This is a genomic window from Lysobacter solisilvae, assembly GCF_016613535.2.
Taxonomy (GTDB): Bacteria; Pseudomonadota; Gammaproteobacteria; order Xanthomonadales; family Xanthomonadaceae; genus Agrilutibacter; species Agrilutibacter solisilvae.
Map to the genome: position 1 here is coordinate 1909440 of NZ_CP071518.1, position 26360 is coordinate 1935799.

Below are 26360 nucleotides of genomic sequence, written 5' to 3' on the forward strand. Positions count from 1 at the left end.
GAATAGCGGGCTCTTTTGGAGGGATACCCAAGCGGCCAACGGGGGCAGACTGTAAATCTGCTGGCTTACGCCTTCGGTGGTTCGAATCCACCTCCCTCCACCAGTTTTTTCGGGGCACGTGCCTCGAAAGCCTCGGGAAGCAGCTAGAATGCAACACCCCGGCGCCTTACCAGCGACCGGATGCTCCAAAGGCAGTGCGCTCCAAGGCAGTTACGAACCAAACCGGTTTCGTCCGGCGCGGGAGTAGTTCAATGGTAGAACTGTAGCCTTCCAAGCTACTAGCGCGGGTTCGATTCCCGTCTCCCGCTCCATTGAAGCTTGAAACTGTTCGTCGTAGCCACTGTCCGCACCACCTGCTCACGTAGCTCAGTCGGTAGAGCACCTCCTTGGTAAGGAGGAGGTCGAAGGTTCGATTCCTTTCGTGAGCACCATCTTCCAGGTCCCGCCTGTTGGCGGAACCCGAGGTTCCAGACCCCGCTCCGGCGGGGTGATAAAGGCATCGACCCCGCCCGGCGGGGTTTTGTCACGTCCCCCATCCAAGCAGCACAACGAGAAGCGACAGCCATGGCAAAGGGTAAGTTCGAGCGCACCAAGCCCCACGTTAACGTCGGCACGATCGGCCACGTGGACCACGGCAAGACCACGCTGACGGCGGCGCTGACCAAGGTGGGCGCGGAACGTTTCGGCGGCGAGTTCAAGGCCTATGACGCGATCGACGCGGCGCCGGAAGAGAAGGCGCGCGGCATCACGATCTCGACGGCGCACGTCGAGTACGAAAGCCCGAACCGCCACTATGCACACGTGGACTGCCCGGGCCACGCCGACTACGTGAAGAACATGATCACGGGTGCGGCGCAGATGGACGGCGCGATCCTGGTGTGCTCGGCCGCTGACGGCCCGATGCCGCAGACGCGCGAACACATCCTGCTGTCGCGCCAGGTGGGCGTGCCGTACATCGTCGTGTTCCTGAACAAGGCCGACATGGTGGACGACGCCGAGCTGCTCGAGCTGGTCGAGATGGAAGTGCGCGAGCTGCTGAGCAAGTACGACTTCCCGGGCGACGACACCCCGATCATCCACGGTTCGGCGCGTCTGGCGCTGGAAGGCGACCAGTCGGAGATCGGCGTGCCGTCGATCATCAAGCTGGTCGAGGCGCTGGACTCGTTCATTCCGGAGCCGCAGCGTGACGTCGACAAGCCGTTCCTGATGCCGGTGGAAGACGTGTTCTCGATCTCGGGCCGCGGCACCGTGGTGACCGGCCGTATCGAGCGCGGCATCATCAAGGTGGGCGACGAAATCGAAATCGTCGGCATCCGTCCGACGCAGAAGACGACGGTCACGGGCGTGGAAATGTTCCGCAAGCTGCTGGACCAGGGCCAGGCGGGCGACAACGCCGGCCTGCTGCTGCGCGGCACCAAGCGCGACGACGTCGAGCGCGGCCACAGGTGCTGTGCAAGCCCGGTTCGATCACCCCGCACACCGAGTTCGAAGCCGAGGTGTACGTGCTGTCGAAGGACGAGGGTGGCCGTCACACGCCGTTCTTCAAGGGTTACCGCCCGCAGTTCTACTTCCGCACGACCGACATCACGGGCGCCTGCCAGCTGCCGGAAGGCGTGGAGATGGTGATGCCGGGCGACAACGTGAAGATGGTGGTGTCGCTGATCAACCCGGTGGCGATGGACGAAGGCCTGCGCTTCGCGATCCGCGAAGGCGGCCGTACCGTCGGCGCCGGCGTGGTGGCGAAGATCATCAAGTAATATCCCGGCGCGGCTCCAGCCGCGCCAATCCACCCCGTGTCCGCCTGCGGATGCGGGGCGGGTCGCCGAAGGGGACAGGCAGGGCGGCGAGAGAGCCGCCGTTGCCTTTTCCGGAAACGACACAACATTCATGCGTCAGTAGCTCAATTGGCAGAGCAGCGGTCTCCAAAACCGCAGGTTGGGGGTTCGAGTCCCTCCTGGCGCGCCACATGGCAAGGCGGATCCGTCCGCAAACCGGTCGGGCGTCCCCAGTCGGACCACCTTTAGTGACGCGGATTCACGCCGCGCGATGGACGCAATGAACAGCAAGGTCGAACAACCCGGCTCGTCGGCTTCCGGCGGCGATATCGTCAAGTACGTGCTGGCAGTGGCGCTGGTCGCCGGCGGCATCTTCGCGTTCTACTGGTTCACGCAGTGGGCAACCGCCCTGCGGGCCCTGGCCGTGTTCGGTGGCCTTGGTGGCCGGCGCGATCGTGTTCATGACCACTCGCAAGGGTGTGCAGACCCGGGAGTTCCTGTCGGAAGCCCGCTTCGAGCTGCGCAAGGTGGTCTGGCCGACCCGTCAGGAAGCCCTGCGTACGACCTCGGTGGTGATGATCGCGGTGGTCATCATCAGTCTCCTGCTGGCGGGCATGGATGCGATCATCCAGTTCCTGGTCACCCGGCTGTTGGGCAATTGAGGGAGATGTCGGTGTCCGAGAGCAACGGTTCCAACAAGCGCTGGTACGTGGTCCACGCCTATTCCGGCTTCGAGAAGTCGGTGGCGCAGGCCCTGCGTGACCGTATCGTCCGCGCTGAGATGCAGGACCGTTTCGGCGACGTCCTGGTCCCGACCGAAGAAGTCATCGAGATGCGCGCGGGCCAGAAGCGCCGGTCGGAACGCAAGTTCTTCCCGGGCTACGTCCTGGTCCAGATCGCCACCCATGACGAAGCCGGCATCCCGCGCATCGACAACGAGAGCTGGCACCTGATCAAGGAAACCCCGAAGGTCATGGGTTTCATCGGCGGCACCGCCGACCGTCCCTTGCCGATCAAGGATTCCGAAGCCGACGCCATCCTCCAGCGGGTCCAGGAAGGCGTCGAGAAGCCCAAGCCGAAGGTCCTGTTCGAGCCGGGCGAGATGGTGCGCGTCACCGATGGCCCGTTCGTCGACTTCAATGGCGTGGTCGAGGAAATCAATTACGACAAGAGCCGCCTGCGCGTGGCCGTGCTGATCTTCGGCCGGTCGACCCCGGTGGAGCTCGAGTTCGGCCAGGTCGAAAAGGCGAAGTAGGCCCAGGACGCACCCACGCGCCGGTGCCCGCTGGGGCCGCGCCCGCGGCCAACGCTTTCCAGGCTGCAGCGGCTCGGCCCTCGAATCTGAACGCGGTAGCTTGGTTGGCACCGGCCGCAGCGGCGGCCTTGACACCCTCTTCGCTTTACCGCTGACCTTGCGCCCTGTTATAGTCGCGGGCTCGCCGCCGAAGGCGCGAACTCGTTCAGGAACCTCAGCCGCCGCTCTGGCGGCTGTTGGCGTCTGGAAATCCGCACAACGTGAAGCCGGGACACGCGATTTTCCCGGTCCGATGGGGAGCCTGCAAACCAGGCGCTAGCACCCGGAGAGAAGAAAATGGCAAAGAAAGTAGTTGGCTACATCAAGCTTCAGGTCAAGGCCGGTCAGGCCAACCCGTCGCCGCCCGTGGGCCCGGCCCTGGGCCAGCGCGGCCTGAACATCATGGAGTTCTGCAAGGCGTTCAACGCAGCGACCTCCAAGCTCGAACCGGGTCTGCCGACCCCGGTCATCATCACGGCCTATTCGGACCGTACCTTCACCTTCGTCACCAAGTCGACCCCGGCTTCGGTGCTGCTGAAGAAGGCCGCTGGCATCCAGTCCGGCTCCAAGCGCCCGAACACCGAAAAGGTGGGCAAGGTCACCCGCAAGCAGCTCGAGGAGATCGCCAAGGCGAAGGAAGCCGACCTGACGGCGGCCGATCTCGACGCGGCGGTGAAGACGATTGCGGGCTCGGCCCGTTCGATGGGTCTGGTGGTGGAGGGCTAAGTCATGGCAATGAACAAGCGACAGAAGGCCATCCTCGCCGCAGTGGTTCCGGGCAAGTCCTACGGTTTCGACGAAGCCATCAAGCTCGTCAAGACGGCCACCAAGGCCAAGTTCGTGGAGTCCGTCGACGTCGCCGTCCGCCTCGGCGTGGACGCGAAGAAGTCCGATCAGCAGGTGCGCGGCTCGACCGTGCTGCCCGCCGGTACCGGCAAGTCCGTCCGCGTGGCGGTGTTTGCCCCGGCTGGCGCCAAGGCCGATGAGGCCCTGGCCGCTGGCGCCGACATCGTCGGCATGGACGACCTGGCCGACAAGATGCAGGCCGGCGACCTGAACTACGACGTCGTGATCGCCACCCCCGACGCCATGCGCGTCGTCGGCAAGCTCGGCCAGATCCTGGGCCCGCGCGGCCTGATGCCGAACCCGAAGGTCGGCACCGTCTCGCCGAATCCGGGCGAAGCAGTCAAGAACGCCAAGGGTGGCCAGGTCCGGTACCGCACCGACAAGGCCGGCATCATCCACTGCACCATCGGCAAGGCTTCCTTCCAGGACGCCGACCTGAAGGGCAACCTCGAAGCGCTGCTGCACGACCTGATCAAGGCCAAGCCGGCGACCTCGAAGGGCCAGTACCTGCAGAAGGTTTCGATCAGCTCCACCATGGGCCCCGGCGTGACCGTGGACCAGGCGACGCTGGCGCTGAAGTAATTCGTTTCACGGTGGGTGGCGCGTTTGCCACCCGCCTTCGTTTTTGAGGGCATCGCAGGGATTCGTCCAGGCGATCGCCGTCAAAGACCGCAGGCGCGGTCAGCGCGTGGCGACGACGGGCAGGGAGGCTCGGACTGGCAGGGAATCGCCGTCGTCAACAGCGGGGCTGCTTAATCCGGCTTCGAGAGAAGTCAGGCCTGCGTAGATGGTGTAGCCCCCTCTGGAAATTTCCGGATGGGCCACCACCGGGACGCCCAAGCGTCCCCGGCGTCAAGGATGGCGCCGCCCAGGACCGCAAGCGGCAGGAGCCGTGAGCGGAATTCAATTGGAGGAGTGCAATGGCTCTCAATCTGTCCCAGAAGCAACAAGTAGTCGCCGAGCTGGCAGAAGTCGCAGGCAAGGCCCACTCCCTGGTCGCAGCCGAATACGCAGGCACCACGGTCAGCCAGATGACCGCGATGCGCAAGAAGGCCCGCGAAACCGGTGTGTACTTGAGGGTTGTCAAGAACACGCTGGCCGCGCGCGCCGTCTCCGGCACCGAGTTCGAGGTCGTCAAGGACGCCCTGACCGGTCCGCTGCTGTACGCGTTCTCGACCGAGGAACCCGGTGCTGCCGGTCGCCTGATCAAGGAATTCGCCAAGGGCAACGAAAAGCTCAAGGCCAAGGTCGTGTCGGTGGAAGGCAAGCTGCTGCCTGCCGCGCACGTCGAAGTCCTGGCATCGCTGCCGACCCGCGAACAGGCCCTGGCCATGCTGGCCCGCGTCCTCGCCGAACCGGCCTCGATGTTTGCCCGTGTCGTCAAGGCCGTGGCCGACAAGCAGGGTGGCGGCGAAGCCGCACCTGCCGAAGCCGCCGCCGAAACCGCCTGACGGTTTGACTCGCGCGAATACTTTCCAGAATCAAGATCAATATTCCAGAGGTTAATCAAATGTCCCTGTCCAACGAGCAGATCGTCGACGCCATCGCCACCAAGTCGCTGATGGAAGTGATGGACCTGGTGAAGGCCATCGAAGAAAAGTTCGGCGTCACCGCCGCCGCCCCGGTCATGATGGCCGGCCCGGCCGGCCCCGCCGTGGTGGAAGAAGAGCAGACCGAGTTCAACGTCATCCTGAAGGCTGCCGGCGAGAAGAAGGTCGAGGTCATCAAGGCCGTGCGTGCCATCACCGGCCTGGGCCTGAAGGAAGCCAAGGACCTGGTCGAAGCGACCGGCGTGGTGAAGGAAGCCGTGTCGAAGGACGACGCCGCCAAGATGAAGAAGGACCTCGAGGCCGCTGGCGCGACCGTCGAAGTCAAGTAAGCAGTACTTGCTCCGCCAGTTCCTCATGGCGAGCACCTAAGGCTGGGGACGTAAGTCCCCGGCCTTTGGCCGTTGTTGAAGTGACGCAGCAGTTCAGCCAACCGGGGTCGGCTTCGTTCCCCGGCTGGATAGTGGTCCACGAAGCAGAAAACCAACCGAGTTGGTAGTTGGAAGCAGCACCAGAGGGCGTGCGGGTGCCGGCAATACCCGCGGCTTCCAACTGACAGTTCAAATCTCTCCCCAGGGATTTGTGATGCGAGACCAGCAATTCGCCAAGGCAAGCCATGCCCGACCCTGCGCAGGGCGAGGGCCATGGCGCCAGTCAACTCCGAAACGCGGCCCGCCGCTGTGTCGGATTGGGCAGAACGCGAATCCCGGTCTGTGCTTCACCAGTCCCAGCTCCAACAGAGGCGGTAGCTCCCCATGACGACAGCTTCCAAAACGAACTATTCGTTCACCGAGAAGAAGCGCATCCGCAAGGACTTCGGCAAGCGCCGGACGATCCTCGAGGTGCCCTTCCTGCTCGCGATCCAGGTCGATTCCTACCGCGAATTCCTCCAGGAACACGCCGAACCGTCCAAGCGCGACGACAAGGGCCTCCACGCCGCCCTGAAGTCGGTGTTCCCGATCGTCAGCTACAGCGGCAACGCCGCCCTGGAATACGTCGGCTACAAGCTGGGCGATCCGCCGTTCGACGAGCGTGAATGCCGCAACCGCGGCCTGTCCTATGGCGCCCCGCTGCGCGTCACCGTGCGCCTGGTGATCTACGACCGCGAGTCGTCGACCAAGGCCATCAAGTACGTGAAGGAGCAGGAGGTCTACATGGGCGAGATCCCGCTCATGACCGACAACGGCACCTTCATCGTCAACGGCACCGAGCGCGTCATCGTCTCGCAGCTGCACCGTTCGCCGGGCGTGTTCTTCGACCACGACCGTGGCAAGACGCACAGCTCGGGCAAGCTGCTGTACAGCGCCCGCATCATTCCTTACCGCGGCTCCTGGCTGGACTTCGAGTTCGACCCGAAGGACGCGCTGTTCACCCGTATCGACCGTCGCCGCAAGCTTCCGGTGACCGTGCTGCTGCGCGCGCTCGGTTACAACAACGAAGAAATGCTGCGTGAGTTCTTCGAGATCAACACCTTCCATATCGATCCGAAGGAAGGCGTCCAGCTCGAGCTCGTCCCCGAGCGCCTGCGCGGCGAAACCCTCGACTTCGACCTTGCCGATGGGGACAAGGTCATCGTCGAGGCCGGCCGCCGCATCACCGCGCGCCACGTCAAGCAGCTCGAAGCCTCCGGCATCGCTGCGCTGTCGGTGCCGGACAGCTACCTGGTCGGCCGCATCCTCTCGCACGACGTCGTGGACACCAACACCGGTGAGCTGCTGGCGATCGCCAACGACGAGATCAACGACGACCACCTGGTCAAGTTCCGCAAGGCCGGTGTCGCTGCCGTCGGCACGCTGTGGGTCAACGACCTGGACCGCGGCGCCTACCTGTCGCACACCCTGCGCATCGATTCGACCAAGACGCAGCTCGAAGCGCTGGTCGAGATCTACCGCATGATGCGTCCCGGCGAGCCGCCGACCAAGGATGCCGCGCAGAACCTGTTCCACAACCTGTTCTTCACCTTCGAGCGCTACGACCTGTCGGGCGTGGGCCGGATGAAGTTCAACCGCCGCATCGGCCGCAAGGAAGTGACCGGCGCCGCGGTGCTGTACGACGCCAAGTACTTCGCCGAGCGCAAGGACGACGAGTCCGCCCGCCTGCGCGGCGCGCTGGGCAACTCCTCCGACATCCTCGACGCCATCCGCGTGCTGACCGAGATCCGCAACGGCCGCGGCGTGGTGGACGACATCGACCACCTGGGCAACCGTCGCGTGCGTTCGGTCGGCGAAATGGCCGAGAACGTGTTCCGCGTGGGCCTGGTCCGCGTCGAGCGCGCGGTCAAGGAGCGCCTGTCGATGGCCGAGTCCGAGGGCCTGACGCCCCAGGAACTCATCAACGCCAAGCCGGTGGCCGCCGCGATCAAGGAGTTCTTCGGCTCCTCGCAGCTGTCGCAGTTCATGGACCAGAACAACCCGCTGTCGGAAGTCACCCACAAGCGTCGCGTCTCCGCGCTGGGCCCGGGCGGCCTGACCCGCGAGCGCGCCGGCTTCGAAGTGCGCGACGTGCACCCGACCCACTACGGCCGCGTGTGCACCATCGAAACGCCTGAAGGCCCGAACATCGGCCTGATCAACTCGCTGGCCGTGTTCGCCCGCACCAACCGCTACGGCTTCCTCGAGACGCCGTACCGCAAGGTCGTGGACGGCCGCGTCACCGACGACGTCGAGTATCTGTCGGCGATCGAGGAAAACGAGTACGTCATCGCCCAGGCCAACGCGCCGCAGGATGCCAACCGCAACCTCACCGCGCCGTTCATCGACTGCCGCTTCCAGGGCGAGTCGCTGCTCAAGCCGCCGAGCGAGATCCACTTCATGGACGTCTCGCCGATGCAGACCGTGTCGGTCGCCGCGGCGCTGGTGCCGTTCCTCGAGCACGACGACGCCAACCGCGCGCTGATGGGCGCCAACATGCAGCGCCAGGCCGTGCCGACGCTGAAGGCGCAGAAGCCGCTGGTCGGCACCGGCATCGAGCGCGCCGTGGCGCGCGACTCGGGCGTGACCGTGAACGCCCTGCGTGGCGGCGTGATCGAGCAGATCGACGCGGCCCGCATCGTGGTCAAGGTCAACGAGGTCGAGATCTCCGGCGAGCACGATGCCGGCGTCGACATCTACAACCTGATCAAGTACACGCGTTCCAACCAGAACACCTGCATCAACCAGTCTCCGCTGGTGAAGGTGGGTGACGTGGTCGCGCGCGGCGACGTGCTGGCCGACGGTCCGTCGACCGACATCGGCGAGCTGGCCCTGGGCCAGAACATGCTGGTCGCGTTCATGCCGTGGAACGGCTACAACTTCGAAGACTCGATCCTGCTCTCCGAGCGCGTGGTCGAGGAGGATCGCTACACCACGATCCACATCGAAGAGCTGACCTGCGTCGCCCGCGACACCAAGCTCGGCCCGGAGGAAATCTCGGCCGACATCCCGAACGTCTCCGAACAGGCCCTCAACCGCCTCGACGAGTCGGGCGTGGTGTACATCGGCGCCGAAGTGCGCGCCGGCGACATCATGGTCGGCAAGGTCACGCCGAAGGGCGAGAGCCAGCTGACCCCCGAAGAGAAGCTGCTGCGCGCGATCTTCGGCGAGAAGGCGTCCGACGTGAAGGACAGCTCGCTGCGCGTGCCCCCGGGCATGGACGGCACCGTCATCGACGTGCAGGTCTTCACCCGCGACGGCATCGAGAAGGACAAGCGCGCCCGCCAGATCGAGGAATCCGAGATCAAGCGCGTCAAGAAGGACTTCGACGACCAGTTCCGCATCCTCGAGGGCGCCATCTACGACCGTCTGCGCGGCCAGCTGATCGGCAAGACCGCCAACGGCGGCGCCGGCCTGAAGAAGGGCGACACGGTCACCTCGCTGGTGCTCGACAGCCTGCCGAAGAAGGAATGGTTCACCCTGCGCATGAAGGACGACGACGCCGTCGAGGCGATCGAGCGCGCGCAGAAGCAGATCGAGGCCCACGAGAAGGAATTCGAGCGCCGCTTCGCCGACAAGCGCGGCAAGATCACCCAGGGCGACGACCTTGCCCCGGGCGTGCTCAAGATGGTGAAGGTGTTCCTCGCGGTGAAGCGCCGCATCCAGCCGGGCGACAAGATGGCCGGCCGCCACGGCAACAAGGGTGTCGTGTCGACCATCGTGCCGGTCGAGGACATGCCGTACATGGCCGACGGCCAGACCGTCGACATCGTGCTCAACCCGCTGGGCGTGCCGTCGCGTATGAACATCGGCCAGATCCTCGAGGTGCATCTGGGTTGGGCCGCCAAGGGCCTGGGCCAGAAGATCCAGCGCATGCTGGAAGCACAGCAGAAGGTCTCCGAGCTGCGTGCCTTCCTGGACGAGATCTACAACCACGACCGCACCACGCACGCCGAGCGCGTCGACCTCACCCAGTTCACGGACCAGGAACTGCTGACGCTGGCGCACAACTTGATCGACGGCGTGCCGATGGCCACTCCGGTGTTCGACGGCGCCGCCGAGTCCGAGATCAAGAAGATGCTCGAGCTTGCCGAGCTTCCGCTGAGCGGCCAGACCATGCTGCACGACGGTCGGACCGGCGAAGCCTTCGAGCGTCCGGTGACCGTGGGCTACATGCACATGCTGAAGCTGAACCACCTGGTCGACGACAAGATGCACGCGCGTTCGACCGGCCCGTACTCGCTCGTCACCCAGCAGCCGCTGGGCGGCAAGGCGCAGTTCGGCGGCCAGCGCTTCGGCGAAATGGAAGTCTGGGCGCTGGAAGCGTACGGCGCGGCCTACACCCTGCAGGAAATGCTGACGGTGAAGTCCGACGACGTGCAAGGCCGCAACCAGATGTACAAGAACATCGTCGACGGCGAGTACGAGATGGTCGCCGGCATGCCGGAGTCCTTCAACGTGCTGGTGAAGGAAATCCGCTCGCTCGCGATCAACATGGAGCTGGAAGAGAACTGAGTAAGGCAGGGAATGAAGGGAATTGGGGAATGACGGGATTGGAAGTGCGCCAGAGCGCCTGAAACCCGACATCCCCCACATTCCCGGCCTTCCATTCCCGTCCTTCACTCCTGCTCCAGCCCTTCGACGAATTCCTCCTTCCGGAGAAAGAAAATGAAAGACCTGCTCAACCTCTTCAACCAGCTGCGCCCCGCGATCGACTTCGACGCGATCAAGATCGCGCTGGCGTCGCCGGACCTGATCCGTTCCTGGTCCTACGGCGAAGTGAAGAAGCCGGAAACCATCAACTACCGCACGTTCAAGCCCGAGCGTGACGGCCTGTTCTGCGCGGCGATCTTCGGCCCGATCAAGGACTACGAGTGCCTGTGCGGCAAGTACAAGCGCATGAAGCACCGCGGCGTGGTCTGCGAGAAGTGCGGCACGGAAGTGACGCTGGCCAAGGTGCGCCGCGAGCGCATGGGCCATATCGACCTGGCCTCGCCGGTGGCGCACATCTGGTTCCTCAAGTCGCTGCCCTCGCGCATCGGCCTGATGCTGGACATGACCCTGCGTGACATCGAGCGCATCCTGTACTTCGAAGCCTACGTGGTGACGGAGCCGGGCCTGACGCCGATGGAACGCGGCATGCTGCTCAACGAAGAGCAGTACATGCAGGCGCGCCAGGAGCACGGCGACGACTTCGAGGCCGCGATGGGCGCCGAGGCGGTCTATGACCTGCTGCGCACCATCGACCTGCAGTCGGAGATGATCCAGCTGAAGGAGGACATTGCCTCCACCGGTTCGGAGACCAAGCTCAAGCGACTGACCAAGCGCATCAAGCTGGTCGAGGCGTTCCTCGAGTCGGGCAACCGCCCCGAGTGGATGGTCATGACCGTGCTGCCCGTGCTGCCGCCGGACCTGCGTCCGCTGGTGCCGCTGGATGGCGGCCGTTTCGCGACCTCCGACCTGAACGACCTGTACCGCCGCGTCATCAACCGCAACAACCGCCTGCGCCGCCTGCTGGAACTCAACGCGCCCGACATCATCGTGCGCAACGAGAAGCGCATGCTGCAGGAGTCGGTGGACGCACTGATGGACAACGGCCGTCGCGGTCGTGCCATCACCGGCACCAACAAGCGCCCGCTCAAGTCGCTGGCCGACATGATCAAGGGCAAGCAGGGCCGTTTCCGCCAGAACCTGCTGGGCAAGCGCGTCGACTACTCGGGCCGTTCGGTCATCGTGGTCGGTCCGACGCTGCGCCTGCACGAATGCGGCCTGCCGAAGAAGATGGCGCTCGAGCTGTTCAAGCCCTTCATCTTCGCCAAGCTGCAGCGTCGCGGCCTGGCCACCACGATCAAGGCCGCCAAGAAGCTGGTCGAGCGTGAAGAGGCCGAGGTGTGGGACATCCTGGAAGAGGTGATCCGCGAGCACCCCGTGCTGCTGAACCGCGCGCCGACCCTGCACCGCCTGGGCATCCAGGCGTTCGAGCCGGTGTTGATCGAGGGCAAGGCCATCCAGCTGCACCCGCTGGTCTGCACCGCGTTCAACGCCGACTTCGACGGTGACCAGATGGCCGTCCACGTGCCGCTTTCGCTGGAAGCCCAGCTGGAAGCGCGTGCGCTGATGATGGCGTCGAACAACATCCTGTCGCCGGCCAACGGCGAGCCGATCATCGTGCCGTCGCAGGACGTCGTGCTCGGCCTGTACTACATGACCCGCGCCCTCGAGAACAAGGCGGGCGAGGGCATGGCGTTCGCCAACGTCGCCGAGGTCAAGCGCGCCTACGACAACCGCGTGGTGCAGCTGCACGCCAAGTGCAAGGTCCGCATCTCGGAGACCGTGGTCGCCGAGGACGGCTCGCGTTCGAAGAAGACCTCGATCGTCGACACCACCGTCGGCCGCGCACTGCTGCGCGAGATCCTGCCGGACGGCCTGCCCTTCGCGCTGGCCAATGTCGAGCTGACCAAGAAGAACATCAGCCGCCTGATCAACTCCTGCTACCGCATGCTGGGCCTGAAGGACACGGTCGTGTTCGCCGACCAGCTGATGTACACGGGCTTCGCCTACGCCACGCGCGCCGGCGTGTCGATCGGTATCGACGACATGAAGATCCCGCCGGAGAAGAAGGGCATCCTGGCCGAGGCCGAGAAGGAAGTCCTGGACATCCAGGAGCAGTACCAGTCCGGCCTGGTCACCGCCGGCGAGCGCTACAACAAGGTCGTCGACATCTGGTCGCGCACGAACGAGCGCGTGGCCAAGGCGATGATGGACACCATCGGCACCGACACCGTCGTCAATGCCGAGGGCAAGACGGTGCCGCAGAAGTCGATGAACTCGATCTACATCATGGCCGACTCGGGCGCCCGCGGTTCGCAGGCCCAGATCCGCCAGCTGGCCGGTATGCGTGGCCTGATGGCCAAGCCGGACGGCTCGATCATCGAGACGCCGATCACGGCGAACTTCCGCGAAGGCCTGAACGTCCTCCAGTACTTCATCTCGACCCACGGTGCGCGAAAGGGCCTTGCCGACACCGCGCTGAAGACCGCGAACTCCGGTTACCTGACCCGTCGTCTCGTCGACGTCGCGCAGGACGTGGTGATCACTGAAACCGACTGCGGCACGCTCGAGGGTCTGACCATGACCCCGATCGTCGAAGGCGGCGACGTGGTCGAGCCGCTGCGCGACCGCGTGCTGGGCCGTGTCGTGGCCGAGGACGTGTTCCTGCCGGGCAACGACGAGGATCCGATCGTCACCCGCAACACCCTGCTCGACGAAGCGTGGGTGGCCAAGCTCGAAGACGCCGGCGTGCAGTCGATCAAGGTGCGCTCGACGATCACCTGCCGCTCGTCGTTCGGCGTGTGCTCGCACTGCTACGGCCGAGACCTTGGCCGCGGCCACCTGGTCAACCACGGCGAAGCGGTCGGCGTCGTCGCCGCGCAGTCGATCGGCGAGCCGGGTACCCAGCTGACCATGCGTACGTTCCACATCGGTGGTGCGGCATCGCGTGCCGCCGCCATCGACAACGTGACGGTCAAGACCACCGGTACGCTGAAGTACAACAACCTCAAGTTCGTCGAGCACAACCAGGGCCACCGCGTGGCCGTGTCGCGCTCGGGTGAACTGTCCGTGCTCGACGGTCATGGCCGCGAGCGCGAGCGTTACAAGGTGCCCTACGGCGCCACCATCGCGGTCAAGGACGGCGCGGAGATCAAGGCCGGCCAGCAGATCGCCAACTGGGATCCGCATAACCACCCGATCGTGTCGGAAGTCGCCGGTTCCATCCGCTTCATCGACTTCATCGACGGCGTCACCGTCATCGAGAAGACCGACGACCTGACCGGCCTGGCGTCGCGCGAGATCACCGATCCCAAGCGTCGCGGTTCGCAGGGCAAGGACCTGCGCCCGATCGTCCGCATCGTCGACAAGAACGGCAAGGACCTCGCGATCCCGGGTACCGACCTGCCGGCGCAGTACATGCTGCCGCCGCGCTCGATCGTGAACCTGCAGGACGGCGCGCCCGTGGGCGTGGGCGACGTGGTCGCCAAGATCCCGCAGGAAGCGTCGAAGACCCGCGACATCACCGGTGGTCTGCCGCGCGTGGCCGACCTGTTCGAGGCGCGCAAACCCAAGGACCCGGCCATCCTGGCCGAGATCTCCGGCATCGTCTCGTTCGGCAAGGACACCAAGGGCAAGCAGCGCCTGATCATCAAGCCGATCGATGGCGAAGAGCACGAAGAGCTGATCCCCAAGTACCGCCAGATCATCGTGTTCGAAGGCGAGCACGTGGAGAAGGGCGAGACCGTGGTGGACGGCGAGCCCAGCCCGCAGGACATCCTGCGTCTGCTCGGCGTCGAGCCGCTGGCCGTGTACCTGACCAAGGAAATCCAGGACGTCTACCGCCTGCAGGGCGTGAAGATCAACGACAAGCACATCGAGGTGATCGTTCGCCAGATGCTGCGCAAGGCCGAAATCACCGACGCTGGCGACAGCAAGTTCCTCAACGGTGAGCAGGTCGAGCGCCAGCGCCTGGTCGAAGAGAACGCCCGACTGCAGTCGAAGAACGAGCTGCTCGCCAAGGCCGACCCGGTCCTGCTGGGCATCACCAAGGCTTCGCTGGCCACCGAGTCGTTCATCTCGGCGGCGTCGTTCCAGGAGACCACCCGCGTCCTCACCGAGGCGGCCGTGCGCGGCACGCGCGACGGGCTGCGCGGTCTCAAGGAGAACGTGATCGTGGGTCGCCTGATCCCGGCCGGTACCGGCCTGGCGTACCACACCCAGCGCCGCCGCAACGCCTCGGGCTTGACCGAGTCCGAGATGGAGACGCTGTCCGGTGGTCCGGTCGAGGTTGCGGCGCCCGTCGCAGCAGCGGCCGAGGCCGATTCCGGCGAAGAGTGATCGGCCGCCGGCCCTCGGGCCGGCCCCGAACCCGGCCCCGCCGCTGGCGGCGGGCGCCGGCCTGGAGCGATCCGGGGTTACATCCATGTCGATTGCGGGTATAATTCCCCGCTTTCCGACGGCCTTCGGGCTGTCCAGATCACCAAATGAGGCGCATGGAGCGCCTCGTGTTGGGCCCAGGGTAGGGCGGGATCGCTGCGTTTCCAGGTGTGCCCGCATGGCGTGGCGCACCCGGTTCGGATAGTCCGCGTTGACGGTAACGTCAAGCGCGGGCTATACTTTTTTGTCTCGGCGGGCCGGATCCTCGGCTTGCCGTTCGTTTTTCGGCATTGCCGCAAGCTGCACCGCAAAGATTCACCCCTTTCGTTCAAGGCTTCGGCCTTCACACAAAGAGTCACAGATGGCGACGATCAATCAGTTGGTGCGCAAGCCGCGCAGCCCTGAAACCTACAAGAGCGCCTCGCCGGCGCTGGCGAACTGCCCGCAGCGTCGCGGCGTTTGCACCCGCGTTTACACCACCACCCCGAAGAAGCCGAACTCGGCCCTTCGCAAGGTGGCCAAGGTTCGCCTGACCAACGGTTACGAAGTCATTTCGTACATCGGCGGCGAAGGCCACAACCTGCAGGAACACTCGGTCGTGCTGATCCGCGGCGGCCGCGTCAAGGACCTGCCGGGCGTGCGCTACCACACCGTGCGTGGCTCGCTCGATGCCGCCGGCGTGACCAAGCGTCGCCAGAGCCGTTCGAAGTACGGCGCGAAGCGGCCGAAGTCGTAAGCATCCCTAGGCGCCGCCGCCCTTCGCGGCTGCGCTCCTGACAAAAGATACAGAGAAAGGTACGCACCATGTCGCGTAAAGGTTCCACCCCGCAGCGGTCGGTCCTGCCCGATCCCAAGCACGGCAGCGAGACGATCGCGCGCTTCATCAACATGGTCATGCAGAGTGGCAAGAAGTCGATCGCGGAAAAGATCGTCTACGGCGCCATGGACGTGATCGGCGAAAAGAACCCCAATGCCGTCGAGCTGATCGAGAAGGCGCTGGGCAACGTGTCCCCGGCCGTCGAAGTGAAGTCCCGTCGTGTCGGCGGCGCCACCTACCAGGTGCCGGTCGAAGTGCGCGCTTCGCGCCGCCTGGCCCTGGCGATGCGCTGGCTGATCGACTCCGCGCGCAAGCGTGGCGAGAACTCGATGCCGCGCAAGCTGGCGGCCGAGCTGCTCGACGCTTCCGAGAACCGTGGTGGCGCGATCAAGAAGCGCGAAGAAACGCACCGCATGGCGGAAGCCAACAAGGCGTTCGCCCACTACCGCTGGTAACCGGCGAGCCGCGCCCGGCGCGGCCTGCGAACCAGCACATGTGCCGTGGCGGCCCGTCCGCCCGGCAAATCGGAGGCCGCCCACGAGGCGGCATCCGGCCATCTGCAGATCGATCCAGATCGCAAAAAACAAAGAGAGTGTCCCGTGGCTCGCACCACTCCCCTCGAGCGTTACCGCAATTTCGGCATCATGGCCCACATCGATGCCGGCAAGACCACCACGTCTGAGCGCATCCTTTTCTACACCGGCGTCAGCCACAAGATCGGCGAAGTGCACGAAGGTGCCGCGACGATGGACTGGATGGAGCAGGAACAGGAACGCGGCATCACCATCACGTCCGCCGCGACGACGGCGTTCTGGAAGGGCATGGACAAGTCCCTGCCGGAACACCGCTTCAACATCATCGACACCCCCGGGCACGTCGACTTCACCATTGAAGTCGAGCGTTCGCTGCGCGTGCTCGACGGCGCGGTGTTCGTGCTGTGTGCCGTCGGTGGCGTCCAGCCGCAGTCCGAGACCGTCTGGCGCCAGGCCAACAAGTACTCGGTGCCGCGCATGGCGTTCGTCAACAAGATGGACCGCACCGGCGCCAACTTCGACAAGGTCGTCGAACAGCTGAAGGCCCGCCTGGGCGCCTACGCCGTGCCGATGCAGGTGCCGATCGGCGCCGAAGACGGTTTCGAGGGCGTGGTCGACCTGCTGAAGATGAAGGCCATCCATTGGGATGTCGCCTCGCAGGGCACCAAGTTCGAGTACCGCGACATCCCCGCCGAGCTGCAGAGCAAGGCCGAGGAAGCGCGCGCGTTCATGATCGAGGCCGCCGCCGAGGCGACCGAAGAGCTGATGGACAAGTACCTCAACGAGGGCGAGCTGAGCGAGGAAGAGATCGTCGATGGCCTGCGCACGCGCACGCTGAAGGTTGAGATCGTCCCCGTGTTCTGCGGTTCGGCGTTCAAGAACAAGGGCGTGCAGGCGATGCTCGACGGCGTGATCAACCTGCTGCCGTCGCCGGCCGACCGTCCGCCGGTCCAGGGCCTTGACGACAACGACAAGGAAGACACCCGCGTCGCCGACGACAAGGCGCCGTTCTCGGCGCTGGCGTTCAAGATCATGACCGACCCGTTCGTGGGTTCGCTCACGTTCTTCCGCGTCTACTCGGGCGTGCTCAACTCCGGCGATCAGGTGTACAACCCGGTCAAGTCGAAGAAGGAGCGCGTGGGCCGCATCTTGCAGATGCACGCCAACCAGCGCGACGAAATCAAGGAAGTGCGCGCCGGCGACATCGCCGCGGCCGTGGGCCTGAAGGATGTGACCACCGGCGACACGCTGTGCGCCCAGGACCACATCATCACGCTCGAGCGCATGACCTTCCCGGAGCCCGTCATCTCGATGGCGGTCGAGCCCAAGACCAAGTCCGATCAGGAAAAGATGGGCATGGCGCTGGGCCGCCTGGCGCAGGAAGATCCTTCGTTCCGCGTGCGGACCGACGAGGAATCCGGCCAGACCATCATCGCCGGCATGGGCGAGCTGCACCTGGACATCATCGTCGACCGCATGCGTCGCGAGTTCAACGTGGAAGCCAACGTCGGCAAGCCGCAGGTGGCCTACCGCGAGACGATCCGCAAGTCGGACGTCAAGTCGGACTACAAGCACGCCAAGCAGTCGGGTGGTAAGGGTCAGTACGGTCACGTCGTGATTGAGCTGTCGCCGATGAACGAAGCCGACCGCGCCAACCCGGACGTCGAGAACGACTTCCTGTTCGTCAACGACATCACCGGCGGCGTGATCCCGAAGGAATTCATCCCGGCGGTCGAGAAGGGCCTGCGCGAGACCATCACCAGCGGTCCGCTGGCGGGGTTCCCGGTCGTGAACGTCAAGGTCAAGCTGGTCTTCGGCTCGTACCACGACGTCGACTCGTCCGAAATGGCGTTCAAGCTCGCCTCGTCGATGGCGTTCAAGGAAGGCTTCCGCAAGGCCGACCCGGTCCTGCTCGAGCCGATGATGAAGGTCGAGGTCGTCACGCCCGAGGAATACGTCGGTGACGTGATGGGTGACCTGAGCCGTCGCCGCGGCCTGCTGCAGGGCCAGGACGACACGCAGTCGGGCAAGACCATCAATGCGATGGTGCCGCTGGGCGAGATGTTCGGTTACGCGACGACGATTCGTTCGCTGACCCAGGGCCGCGCCACTTTCACGATGGAATTCGACCACTACGCCGAAGCGCCGAACAACATCGCCGAAGCAGTGATCAAGAAGGGCTGATCGGGCGGGGTCGGTGCTCCGGCCCCACCTCCGGCTCAGACGACGTTTTCCAGTTCCAAAACATCGATATTTGAAGAGAGACAACCATGGCTAAGGGTAAATTCGAGCGCACCAAGCCCCACGTTAACGTCGGCACGATCGGCCACGTGGACCACGGCAAGACCACGCTGACGGCGGCGCTGACCAAGGTGGGCGCGGAACGTTTCGGCGGCGAGTTCAAGGCCTATGACGCGATCGACGCGGCGCCGGAAGAGAAGGCGCGCGGCATCACGATCTCGACGGCGCACGTCGAGTACGAAAGCCCGAACCGCCACTATGCACACGTGGACTGCCCGGGCCACGCGGACTACGTGAAGAACATGATCACGGGTGCGGCGCAGATGGACGGCGCGATCCTGGTGTGCTCGGCCGCTGACGGCCCGATGCCGCAGACGCGCGAACACATCCTGCTGTCGCGCCAGGTGGGCGTGCCGTACATCGTCGTGTTCCTGAACAAGGCCGACATGGTCGACGACGCCGAGCTGCTCGAGCTGGTCGAGATGGAAGTGCGCGAGCTGCTGAGCAAGTACGACTTCCCGGGCGACGACACCCCGATCATCCACGGTTCGGCGCGTCTGGCGCTGGAAGGCGACCAGTCGGAGATCGGCGTGCCGTCGATCATCAAGCTGGTCGAGGCGCTGGACTCGTTCATTCCGGAGCCGCAGCGTGACGTCGACAAGCCGTTCCTGATGCCGGTGGAAGACGTGTTCTCGATCTCGGGCCGCGGCACCGTGGTGACCGGCCGTATCGAGCGCGGCATCATCAAGGTGGGCGACGAAATCGAAATCGTCGGCATCCGTCCGACGCAGAAGACGACGGTCACGGGCGTGGAAATGTTCCGCAAGCTGCTGGACCAGGGCCAGGCGGGCGACAACGCCGGCCTGCTGCTGCGCGGCACCAAGCGTGACGACGTCGAGCGCGGCCAAGTGCTGTGCAAGCCCGGTTCGATCACCCCGCACACCGAGTTCGAAGCCGAGGTGTACGTGCTGTCGAAGGACGAGGGTGGCCGTCACACGCCGTTCTTCAAGGGTTACCGCCCGCAGTTCTACTTCCGCACGACCGACATCACGGGCGCCTGCCAGCTGCCGGAAGGCGTGGAGATGGTGATGCCGGGCGACAACGTGAAGATGGTGGTGTCGCTGATCAACCCGGTGGCGATGGACGAAGGCCTGCGCTTCGCGATCCGCGAAGGCGGCCGTACCGTCGGCGCCGGCGTGGTGGCGAAGATCATCAAGTAATACCTGCTGCCGGGGCGCGCGCAGCGCGTCCCGGACGGTGGAGCCCCCTGCGCAGGCGGGGGGGGGCAGCGCCCGATCGGCCCAGGCCGGCAGGGTTGCCGGAAGTCCGGCTTGGACTTGCAAAGTCCGGGCCTGACCCGTTAGAATGTTCGACTCTCGCGGCCCTTTCCTCAGGAAGGGGTCACGAACCAGCGAAATGAGGTGCAGGAAGCCCTTCGTTTTCGCCAGACAGGGAAATGTCGCGCGGCAGCGCTCCGTCCGTTCCGAAAGATAGTTCGGGACACATATGACGGGGCCGTTCGTGCGTTCATGACTTCCGTCTGGGCGGACCGGGAAACCGGTCTGCCTTTGCTTTTGAGGGGCTTCGGGGCGGTGCGATCCGAAGCGGGTATCAAGCACCACATCAGTCCAGGGGCCCGGCACACCCAGTTGCCGGACCCGTCGCTCTTTAAACGAAGGAGTTTCCGCCATGGCGGACCAAAAGATCCGGATTCGGCTCAAGGCGTACGATCATCGACTGATCGACCGCTCGGCCAGCGAGATCGTCGAGACGGCCAAGCGGACCGGCGCGCAAGTGCGCGGCCCGATCCCGCTGCCGACCAAGATCGAGCGTTACACCATCCTGGTGTCCCCGCACGTCGACAAGGACGCGCGTGACCAGTATGAGACCCGCACGCACAAGCGCGTGCTCGACATCGTCGACCCCAACGACAAGACCGTGGACGCGCTGATGAAGCTCGAACTCGCGGCGGGCGTCGACGTGCAGATCAAGCTGACCTGAGGCACGCCACCATGACCGCGAAGAAATATTCGTTGGGCATTGTCGGTCGCAAGGCCGGCATGAGCCGATTCTTCACCGCCGACGGCAAGTCGGTTCCGGTGACCCTGATCGAAGCCACCCCGAACCGCATCACGCAGATCAAGACGGTTGACACCGACGGCTACAGCGCCGTGCAGGTCACCGCCGGCGTGAAGCGCGCCTCGCTGCTGAGCAAGCCCGAAGCCGGCCACCTGGCCAAGGCCAAGGTTGAAGCCGGCCGTGGCTTGTGGGAGCTGCGCGTCGAAGCCGACCAGATTGGTGGTTTCGAAGTTGGCGGCGAGATCAAGGCTGACATTTTCGAAGCCGGCCAGATCGTCGACGTCCAGGGCGTGACGAAGGGCAAGGGCTTCCAGGGCACGATCAAGCGCTGGAACTTCACCATGGGTGATGCCACCCACGGTAACTCGCTGTCGCACCGCTCGCCGGGCTCCATCGGCCAGCGCCAGACGCCGGGTCGCGTGTTCCCGGGCAAGAAGATGTCCGGTCACATGGGCGATGTGCAGCAGACGACGCAGGGCCTGGAAGTGGTCAAGGTCGATGCCGAGCGCGGCCTGATCGCGATCAAGGGTGCTGTTCCGGGTGCTCCGGGCGGCGACGTGATCGTGCGTCCGTCGAGCAAGGGAGTCTGATGATGGAACTCACCATTACCAATAGCACCAAGACGCTGTCGGTCTCCGACGCGATCTTCGGTCGCGAGTTCAGCGAAGACCTGGTCCACCAGGTGGTCGTTGCCTACCGCAACGCCGGTCGTTCGGGCACCAAGGCCCAGAAGACCCGTTCGGAAGTCAACGGCACGACCAAGAAGTCGAAGAAGCAGAAGGGCGGCGGTGCGCGTCATGGCGCGCTGACGGCTCCGATCTTCGTCGGCGGCGGCGTGACCTTCGCGGCCAAGCCGCGCAGCTTCGCGCAGAAGGTCAATCGCAAGATGTACCGCGCCGCGATGGCCGCGATCCTGTCCGAGCTCAACCGCCAGGGCCGCATCATGGTGGTCGAATCCTTCGACATCGACGCACCGAAGACCTCGGGCCTGATCGCCAAGCTCAAGGGCCTGGAAGTCGGCAAGCGTCCGCTGATCGTCACCGAAGAGGCGACCGAGAATCTGTACCTCTCGGCACGCAACCTGCCGTACGTCGAAGTGCGTGACGTCCAGGGCCTGGATCCGGTCGCCCTCGTCGGCGCCGACTCGGTCGTGGTCACCACCGACGCGGTCAAGAAGATCGAGGAATGGCTGGCATGAACGACGCCAAGCTCTACAACATCATCCGTGCGCCGCGCGTGTCCGAAAAGACCGCGCGACTGCAGGAAGTTTCCAACCAATACGTCTTCGAAGTCGCGACGGACGCTACCAAGGCCGACATCAAGGTCGCCGTGGAAAAGCTGTTCGCCGTCAAGGTCGAGGCAGTCAATGTGGTCAACGTGAAGGGCAAGAACAAAGCCTTCAAGAACCGCATGGGCCGTCGCGGCGACTGGCGCAAGGCGTACGTGACGCTGGCCGAAGGCCAGTCGATCGACGTGATGGCCACGGCCTGAGGACTGATCCATGGCATTGATGACTTTCAAGCCCACCTCGCCCGGCCGTCGCAGTGCGGTCCGCGTGGTTACGCCTGGCCTGCACAAGGGCGCGCCGCACGCGGCCCTCGTTGAGGCCAAGAGCAAGACTGGTGGCCGCAACCACCATGGCCGCATCACCACCCGTCACATCGGTGGTGGCCACAAGCAGCATTACCGCATCATCGACTTCAAGCGCGACAAGGTCGGCATCCCCGCCCGCGTCGAACGCATTGAGTACGATCCGAACCGCACCGCGCACATCGCGCTGCTGTGCTACGTCGATGGTGAGCGTCGCTACATCATCGCCCCCAAGGGTCTGAAGGATGGCGACCAGGTGATCGCGGGCCGTGATGCCCCGATCCGCGTCGGCAACACGCTGCCGCTGAGCAACATCCCGGTCGGCACCACCGTGTGCTGCGTCGAGATGAAGCCGGGCAAGGGCGCGCAGCTGGCCCGTGCGGCTGGCGCGAGCGTCTACCTGGTGGCGCGCGAACAGGGTTACGCGACCCTGCGCCTGCGTTCGGGTGAGATGCGCAAGGTTCCGGTCGAGTGCGGCGCCACCATTGGCGAAGTCGGCAACGACGAGCACAACCTCGAGAAGCTGGGCAAGGCCGGTGCCAAGCGCTGGCGCGGCATCAAGCCGACCGTCCGCGGCGCGGCCATGAACCCGGTCGACCATCCGCACGGCGGTGGTGAGGCCAAGGCTGGCCAGGGTAACCCGCACCCGGTCACCCCCTGGGGTGTGCCGACCAAGGGTTACAAGACCCGCAAGAACAAGCGCACGACGCAGTTCATCGTTCGCGATCGTAGGAGCTAATCGGCAATGGCACGTTCACTGAAGAAAGGCCCGTTCGTCGACCACCACCTCATGAAGAAGGTGGAGACGGCTGGCAACAACAAGAAGCCGATCAAGACCTGGTCGCGTCGTTCGATGATCCTGCCGGAGATGGTTGGCTTCACGCTCGCCATCCACAACGGCAAGAACCACATCCCGGTGCTGGTCAACGAGAACATGGTTGGCCACAAGCTCGGCGAGTTCGCCCTGACCCGTACGTTCAAGGGTCATGGCGGCGACAAGAAGTCCGGGAAGTAAGGAGATGACCATGGAAGCGAAAGCCATCCTGCGCAGCGCGCGCATCTCCGCCCAGAAGGCCCGTCTGGTCGCTGACCAGGTCCGCGGCCTGTCGGCCGAACGCGCCGTCAACCTGCTGAAGTTCTCGGACAAAAAGGCAGCCGCGATGATCCGCAAGGTCGTCGAGTCGGCCATCGCCAACGCCGAGAACAACCAGGGCGCCGACGTCGACGACCTCCGCGTCAAGACCATCACGGTGGACGAGGGTCCTTCGCTGAAGCGCTTCATGGCGCGTGCTAAGGGCCGCGGCACCCGTATCCTCAAGCGCACCAGCCACATCACTGTGGTTGTGGGCGCGGGCAAGTAAGGCGGAGCATAGATATGGGTCACAAAGTACATCCGACCGGCATCCGTCTGGGCATCTCGAAGGACTGGACGTCGAAGTGGTTCGCTGGCAAGAAGCAGTACGCCTCTTTCCTGGCGGCCGACCTCAAGGTTCGCGAGATGCTGCGCAAGAAGCTCGCGCAGGCAGGTATCTCCAAGATCCTGATCGAGCGTCCGGCCAACAACGCCCGCGTCACTATCCACACCGCCCGTCCGGGCGTGGTGATCGGCAAGCGCGGCGAGGACATCGAGAAGCTGCGTAAGGAAGTCAGCGACGTGATGGGCGTTCCGGCGCACATCAACGTCACCGAAGTCCGCAAGCCCGAGCTCGACGCCCAGCTGGTTGCCGAGTCGATCGCGCAGCAGCTGGAGCGCCGCATCATGTTCCGTCGCGCAATGAAGCGCGCTGTCGGCAACGCGATGCGCCTGGGCGCCCTGGGCATCAAGGTGAATGTCGCCGGCCGCCTCAACGGCGCCGAAATCGCGCGTTCGGAGTGGTATCGCGAAGGTCGCGTGCCGCTGCACACCCTGCGTGCTGACATCGATTACGGCTTCGCTGAAGCCAAGACGACCTACGGCATCATCGGCATCAAGGTTTGGGTCTACAAGGGCGAGATCTTTGATTTCTCCCAGGTTGGTCAGGAGAAGCAGGACGATTCCGCGGCCCCGCGCGCTGAGCGTGGTGACCGTCCGGACCGTGGCGACCGCAAGGATCGCAACGACCGTCCCGGCCGTCCGGCCCGCCCGGCCCGCTAAACGAGGTAATTGACCATGTTGCAACCCAAGCGAACCAAGTATCGCAAGATGCACAAAGGCCGCAATGACGGCCTGAGCTGGAATGCGAACGCCGTCAGCTTCGGCGAGTACGGCCTGAAGTCGACCGCGACCGGTCAGCTGACCGCTCGCCAGATCGAGGCCGCGCGCCGTTCCATCAGCCGCTACGTCAAGCGTGGCGGCAAGATGTGGATCCGCGTGTTCCCCGACAAGCCGATCACCAAGAAGCCGATCGAAGTCCGAATGGGCTCCGGTAAGGGCAACGTGGAGTACTGGGTCGCCCAGATCCAGCCCGGCCGCATGATCTACGAGATCGAAGGTGTTGACGAAGCCACGGCGCGCGAAGCGTTCCGTCTGGCCGCCGCCAAGCTTTCGGTGACCACCACTTTCGTGACCCGTACGGTGCGCTAATGGAACTTAAAGACCTCCGCGCGAAGTCGGCTGATGAGCTGAAGGCCCACCTGGCCGAGCTGCACAAGGAGACGTTCGCTCTCCGCATGCAGAAGGCCACCGGCCAGCTCGCCAAGACCCACGAAACCCGCCGCGTGCGCCGCGAGATCGCTCGCGTCAACACGCTGCTTGGGCAGAAGAAGTAAGGACCCGCAGTCATGACCGACAACAAAACAGAGAAGGCGCTGCGCACGGTTGAAGGCCGGGTCGTTAGCAACAAGATGGACAAGACGGTGACGGTGCTCGTCGAGCGCCAGGTCAAGCACGCGCTGTACGGCAAGTACATCCGTCGCTCGACCAAGCTGCATGCCCACGACGCCGAGAATTCGTGCAACGAGGGCGATGTCGTCCGCGTGGCCGAGTGCGCCCCGATGTCCAAGACCAAGAACTGGCGCGTGGTGCAGATCGTCACCCGCGCGGCCGAATAAGAGGAGGACTGACTCATGATCCAGATGCAGAGCTACCTCGACGTGGCTGACAATTCCGGTGCCAAAGAAGTGATGTGCATCAAGGTGCTGGGCGGCTCGAAGCGCCGCTATGCCGGCATCGGCGACATCATCAAGGTCACCGTGAAGGACGCCATTCCGCGCGGCAAGGTGAAGAAGGGCGACGTCTACGACGCCGTCGTGGTCCGCACCCGCAAGGGCGTTCGTCGCCCCGACGGTTCGCTGATCCGCTTCGATGGCAACGCCGCCGTTCTTTTGAACAACAAGCAGGAACCGATCGGTACCCGCATCTTCGGGCCAGTGACCCGCGAGCTGCGTACCGAGAAGTTCATGAAGATCGTCTCGCTGGCACCTGAAGTGCTCTGAGCGGAGGAATTAAGATGAACCGTATCCGCAAGGGCGACCAGGTTGTCGTCATCGCCGGCAAGGACAAGGGCAAGAAGGGTGACGTTGTGCGTGTGGCCGGCGACAAGATCGTCGTGTCCAACATCAACATCATCAAGCGCCACACCAAGCCGAATCCGCAGGCCGGCCAGCCTGGCGGCGTGATCGAACGCGAAGCGCCGATCCACATTTCCAACGTGATGCTCTTCAACCCGGCTTCGGGCAAGGGCGAACGCGTTTCTTTCAAGATGCTGGAGGATGGACGCAAGTTGCGTGTGTTCCGCTCCAGCGGTGAGGCGGTTGACGCCTGAGGAATGCTCAAATGACCACCCGTCTCGAAAAGTTCTACAAGGACGAAGTCGTCCCGGCCCTGACCAAGAAGTTCGGTTACACGAACCCGATGGAAGTGCCGCGCCTGTCCAAGGTCACCATCAACATGGGCGTGGGCGAAGCTGCCACGAACAAGAAGATCCTGGAGAACGCGGTCGCCGACCTGACCAAGATCGCCGGCCAGAAGCCGATCGTCACGAAGAGCCGCGTCTCGGTGGCTTCGTTCAAGATCCGCGATGGCTGGCCGATCGGCTGCAAGGTCACGCTGCGTCGCGCCCAGATGTTCGAGTTCCTGGACCGCCTGATCAACGTCTCGCTGCCGCGCGTGCGCGACTTCCGTGGCGTGTCCGGCCGTTCGTTCGATGGCCGCGGCAACTACAACATGGGTGTGAAGGAACAGATCATCTTCCCGGAAATCGACTTCGACGCTGTCGACGCGGTCCGCGGCATGGATATCGCCATCACCACCACCGCCAAGACCGACGCCGAAGCCAAGGCGCTGCTCGAAGCGTTCCGCTTCCCGTTCCGCAACTGATTT

General features: G+C 64.5%; 25 protein-coding genes, 4 tRNA genes and 2 pseudogenes. All 31 read left to right on the forward strand.

Features of this window, described 5'->3' with window-relative positions; all coding sequences use genetic code 11:
• Positions 1-17: 17 nt before the first annotated feature.
• The 31 genes and pseudogenes from I8J32_RS08380 to rplE all read left to right on the forward strand — a co-directional run bounded on the left by I8J32_RS08380 (position 18) and on the right by rplE (position 26357).
• Positions 18-103 (forward strand) — tRNA-Tyr (locus I8J32_RS08380).
• Positions 104-237: 134 nt separating this feature from the next.
• Positions 238-311, forward strand: a tRNA-Gly gene (locus I8J32_RS08385).
• Between the two features lie 44 nt (positions 312-355).
• Positions 356-431: transfer RNA gene (locus I8J32_RS08390), tRNA-Thr, on the forward strand.
• A gap of 133 nt (positions 432-564) precedes the next feature.
• Positions 565-1757: pseudogene (tuf, locus tag I8J32_RS08395) on the forward strand (elongation factor Tu).
• Between the two features lie 132 nt (positions 1758-1889).
• Positions 1890-1965: transfer RNA gene (locus tag I8J32_RS08400), tRNA-Trp, on the forward strand.
• A 90-nt stretch (positions 1966-2055) separates the two neighbouring features.
• Positions 2056-2437: pseudogene (secE, locus tag I8J32_RS08405) on the forward strand (preprotein translocase subunit SecE).
• An 11-nt stretch (positions 2438-2448) separates the two neighbouring features.
• Positions 2449-3030, forward strand: a complete 582-nt coding sequence (gene nusG / locus I8J32_RS08410) for a transcription termination/antitermination protein NusG (RefSeq protein WP_245156458.1) — start codon at positions 2449-2451, stop codon at positions 3028-3030.
• A 336-nt stretch (positions 3031-3366) separates the two neighbouring features.
• Positions 3367-3795: a 50S ribosomal protein L11 gene (gene rplK, locus I8J32_RS08415; RefSeq protein WP_200610720.1), complete on the forward strand. Its 429-nt coding sequence runs from the start codon at positions 3367-3369 to the stop codon at positions 3793-3795.
• 3 nt (positions 3796-3798) lie between these two features.
• On the forward strand, positions 3799-4497 hold the full coding sequence (gene rplA, locus I8J32_RS08420; RefSeq protein WP_200610722.1) for a 50S ribosomal protein L1: 699 nt from the start codon (positions 3799-3801) through the stop codon (positions 4495-4497).
• 338 nt (positions 4498-4835) lie between these two features.
• Positions 4836-5366, forward strand: coding sequence for a 50S ribosomal protein L10 (gene rplJ / locus I8J32_RS08425; RefSeq protein ID WP_200610723.1), 531 nt, complete (start codon positions 4836-4838; stop codon positions 5364-5366).
• Between the two features lie 59 nt (positions 5367-5425).
• Positions 5426-5794, forward strand: a complete 369-nt coding sequence (rplL, locus tag I8J32_RS08430; protein ID WP_200610725.1) for a 50S ribosomal protein L7/L12 — start codon at positions 5426-5428, stop codon at positions 5792-5794.
• 423 nt (positions 5795-6217) lie between these two features.
• Complete coding sequence (rpoB, locus tag I8J32_RS08435) at positions 6218-10387, forward strand: DNA-directed RNA polymerase subunit beta (protein ID WP_200610726.1); 4170 nt, start codon at positions 6218-6220, stop codon at positions 10385-10387.
• Positions 10388-10540: 153 nt separating this feature from the next.
• Positions 10541-14761: a DNA-directed RNA polymerase subunit beta' gene (gene rpoC / locus I8J32_RS08440; RefSeq protein WP_200610728.1), complete on the forward strand. Its 4221-nt coding sequence runs from the start codon at positions 10541-10543 to the stop codon at positions 14759-14761.
• A 400-nt stretch (positions 14762-15161) separates the two neighbouring features.
• Entirely contained in the window at positions 15162-15536 is a 375-nt protein-coding gene (rpsL, locus tag I8J32_RS08445; RefSeq protein ID WP_187711356.1) for a 30S ribosomal protein S12, read from the forward strand.
• Between the two features lie 68 nt (positions 15537-15604).
• Entirely contained in the window at positions 15605-16072 is a 468-nt protein-coding gene (gene rpsG, locus I8J32_RS08450; RefSeq protein WP_200610736.1) for a 30S ribosomal protein S7, read from the forward strand.
• A gap of 144 nt (positions 16073-16216) precedes the next feature.
• Entirely contained in the window at positions 16217-18334 is a 2118-nt protein-coding gene (gene fusA, locus I8J32_RS08455) for an elongation factor G (RefSeq protein ID WP_200610738.1), read from the forward strand.
• An 86-nt stretch (positions 18335-18420) separates the two neighbouring features.
• Positions 18421-19611, forward strand: coding sequence for an elongation factor Tu (gene tuf / locus I8J32_RS08460; RefSeq protein ID WP_200610715.1), 1191 nt, complete (start codon positions 18421-18423; stop codon positions 19609-19611).
• A gap of 469 nt (positions 19612-20080) precedes the next feature.
• Entirely contained in the window at positions 20081-20392 is a 312-nt protein-coding gene (gene rpsJ, locus I8J32_RS08465; protein WP_027070119.1) for a 30S ribosomal protein S10, read from the forward strand.
• Positions 20393-20403: 11 nt separating this feature from the next.
• The gene (gene rplC, locus I8J32_RS08470; protein WP_200610741.1) at positions 20404-21060 is read left to right on the forward strand and encodes a 50S ribosomal protein L3; all 657 of its coding nucleotides are present in this window, start codon (positions 20404-20406) and stop codon (positions 21058-21060) included.
• A gap of 2 nt (positions 21061-21062) precedes the next feature.
• Positions 21063-21668 (forward strand): 50S ribosomal protein L4, encoded by a 606-nt coding sequence (rplD, locus tag I8J32_RS08475; RefSeq protein ID WP_200610743.1) that lies wholly within the window; start codon positions 21063-21065, stop codon positions 21666-21668.
• On the forward strand, positions 21665-21961 hold the full coding sequence (gene rplW / locus I8J32_RS08480; RefSeq protein ID WP_200610745.1) for a 50S ribosomal protein L23: 297 nt from the start codon (positions 21665-21667) through the stop codon (positions 21959-21961). The genes rplD and rplW overlap by 4 nt, the downstream gene beginning before the upstream one ends.
• 10 nt (positions 21962-21971) lie before the next feature.
• A complete protein-coding gene (rplB, locus tag I8J32_RS08485) occupies positions 21972-22799 on the forward strand; it encodes a 50S ribosomal protein L2 (protein WP_200610747.1) in 828 nt (275 codons plus the stop codon).
• A 6-nt stretch (positions 22800-22805) separates the two neighbouring features.
• Positions 22806-23075: a 30S ribosomal protein S19 gene (rpsS, locus tag I8J32_RS08490; RefSeq protein ID WP_200610749.1), complete on the forward strand. Its 270-nt coding sequence runs from the start codon at positions 22806-22808 to the stop codon at positions 23073-23075.
• Positions 23076-23085: 10 nt separating this feature from the next.
• Positions 23086-23421, forward strand: coding sequence for a 50S ribosomal protein L22 (rplV, locus tag I8J32_RS08495; RefSeq protein ID WP_200610756.1), 336 nt, complete (start codon positions 23086-23088; stop codon positions 23419-23421).
• Between the two features lie 14 nt (positions 23422-23435).
• Entirely contained in the window at positions 23436-24194 is a 759-nt protein-coding gene (gene rpsC / locus I8J32_RS08500; protein WP_200610758.1) for a 30S ribosomal protein S3, read from the forward strand.
• 15 nt (positions 24195-24209) lie between these two features.
• Entirely contained in the window at positions 24210-24623 is a 414-nt protein-coding gene (gene rplP / locus I8J32_RS08505) for a 50S ribosomal protein L16 (protein ID WP_200610771.1), read from the forward strand.
• Positions 24623-24808 carry a 50S ribosomal protein L29 gene (rpmC, locus tag I8J32_RS08510; protein ID WP_200610773.1) on the forward strand — a complete coding sequence of 62 codons (186 nt, stop codon included), beginning with the start codon at positions 24623-24625 and terminating at the stop codon, positions 24806-24808. The genes rplP and rpmC overlap by 1 nt, the downstream gene beginning before the upstream one ends.
• A gap of 12 nt (positions 24809-24820) precedes the next feature.
• Positions 24821-25090, forward strand: a complete 270-nt coding sequence (rpsQ, locus tag I8J32_RS08515) for a 30S ribosomal protein S17 (RefSeq protein ID WP_200610784.1) — start codon at positions 24821-24823, stop codon at positions 25088-25090.
• Between the two features lie 15 nt (positions 25091-25105).
• Positions 25106-25474 (forward strand): 50S ribosomal protein L14, encoded by a 369-nt coding sequence (rplN, locus tag I8J32_RS08520; RefSeq protein WP_056136003.1) that lies wholly within the window; start codon positions 25106-25108, stop codon positions 25472-25474.
• A gap of 14 nt (positions 25475-25488) precedes the next feature.
• Positions 25489-25803: a 50S ribosomal protein L24 gene (gene rplX, locus I8J32_RS08525; RefSeq protein WP_200610786.1), complete on the forward strand. Its 315-nt coding sequence runs from the start codon at positions 25489-25491 to the stop codon at positions 25801-25803.
• Positions 25804-25814: 11 nt separating this feature from the next.
• Positions 25815-26357, forward strand: a complete 543-nt coding sequence (rplE, locus tag I8J32_RS08530) for a 50S ribosomal protein L5 (protein ID WP_200610788.1) — start codon at positions 25815-25817, stop codon at positions 26355-26357.
• Positions 26358-26360: the final 3 nt, after the last annotated feature.

What these genes read in the sequence shown, in the direction of transcription:
- rplN (WP_056136003.1), top strand. Translation starts at nt 25,106, where the DNA reads ATGATCCAGATGCAGAGCTACCTCGACGTGGCTGACAATTCCGGTGCC.
- rplW (WP_200610745.1), top strand. Translation starts at nt 21,665, where the DNA reads ATGAACGACGCCAAGCTCTACAACATCATCCGTGCGCCGCGCGTGTCC.
- rpsC (WP_200610758.1), top strand. Translation starts at nt 23,436, where the DNA reads ATGGGTCACAAAGTACATCCGACCGGCATCCGTCTGGGCATCTCGAAG.
- rpsL (WP_187711356.1), top strand. Translation starts at nt 15,162, where the DNA reads ATGGCGACGATCAATCAGTTGGTGCGCAAGCCGCGCAGCCCTGAAACC.
- rplA (WP_200610722.1), top strand. Translation starts at nt 3,799, where the DNA reads ATGGCAATGAACAAGCGACAGAAGGCCATCCTCGCCGCAGTGGTTCCG.
- rplJ (WP_200610723.1), top strand. Translation starts at nt 4,836, where the DNA reads ATGGCTCTCAATCTGTCCCAGAAGCAACAAGTAGTCGCCGAGCTGGCA.
- rplP (WP_200610771.1), top strand. Translation starts at nt 24,210, where the DNA reads ATGTTGCAACCCAAGCGAACCAAGTATCGCAAGATGCACAAAGGCCGC.
- rpmC (WP_200610773.1), top strand. Translation starts at nt 24,623, where the DNA reads ATGGAACTTAAAGACCTCCGCGCGAAGTCGGCTGATGAGCTGAAGGCC.
- rplD (WP_200610743.1), top strand. Translation starts at nt 21,063, where the DNA reads ATGGAACTCACCATTACCAATAGCACCAAGACGCTGTCGGTCTCCGAC.
- rpoB (WP_200610726.1), top strand. Translation starts at nt 6,218, where the DNA reads ATGACGACAGCTTCCAAAACGAACTATTCGTTCACCGAGAAGAAGCGC.
- rplK (WP_200610720.1), top strand. Translation starts at nt 3,367, where the DNA reads ATGGCAAAGAAAGTAGTTGGCTACATCAAGCTTCAGGTCAAGGCCGGT.
- rpsJ (WP_027070119.1), top strand. Translation starts at nt 20,081, where the DNA reads ATGGCGGACCAAAAGATCCGGATTCGGCTCAAGGCGTACGATCATCGA.
- rplV (WP_200610756.1), top strand. Translation starts at nt 23,086, where the DNA reads ATGGAAGCGAAAGCCATCCTGCGCAGCGCGCGCATCTCCGCCCAGAAG.
- rplB (WP_200610747.1), top strand. Translation starts at nt 21,972, where the DNA reads ATGGCATTGATGACTTTCAAGCCCACCTCGCCCGGCCGTCGCAGTGCG.
- tuf (WP_200610715.1), top strand. Translation starts at nt 18,421, where the DNA reads ATGGCTAAGGGTAAATTCGAGCGCACCAAGCCCCACGTTAACGTCGGC.
- rplL (WP_200610725.1), top strand. Translation starts at nt 5,426, where the DNA reads ATGTCCCTGTCCAACGAGCAGATCGTCGACGCCATCGCCACCAAGTCG.
- rpsQ (WP_200610784.1), top strand. Translation starts at nt 24,821, where the DNA reads ATGACCGACAACAAAACAGAGAAGGCGCTGCGCACGGTTGAAGGCCGG.
- rplE (WP_200610788.1), top strand. Translation starts at nt 25,815, where the DNA reads ATGACCACCCGTCTCGAAAAGTTCTACAAGGACGAAGTCGTCCCGGCC.
- rpsG (WP_200610736.1), top strand. Translation starts at nt 15,605, where the DNA reads ATGTCGCGTAAAGGTTCCACCCCGCAGCGGTCGGTCCTGCCCGATCCC.
- rplC (WP_200610741.1), top strand. Translation starts at nt 20,404, where the DNA reads ATGACCGCGAAGAAATATTCGTTGGGCATTGTCGGTCGCAAGGCCGGC.
- rplX (WP_200610786.1), top strand. Translation starts at nt 25,489, where the DNA reads ATGAACCGTATCCGCAAGGGCGACCAGGTTGTCGTCATCGCCGGCAAG.
- rpoC (WP_200610728.1), top strand. Translation starts at nt 10,541, where the DNA reads ATGAAAGACCTGCTCAACCTCTTCAACCAGCTGCGCCCCGCGATCGAC.
- rpsS (WP_200610749.1), top strand. Translation starts at nt 22,806, where the DNA reads ATGGCACGTTCACTGAAGAAAGGCCCGTTCGTCGACCACCACCTCATG.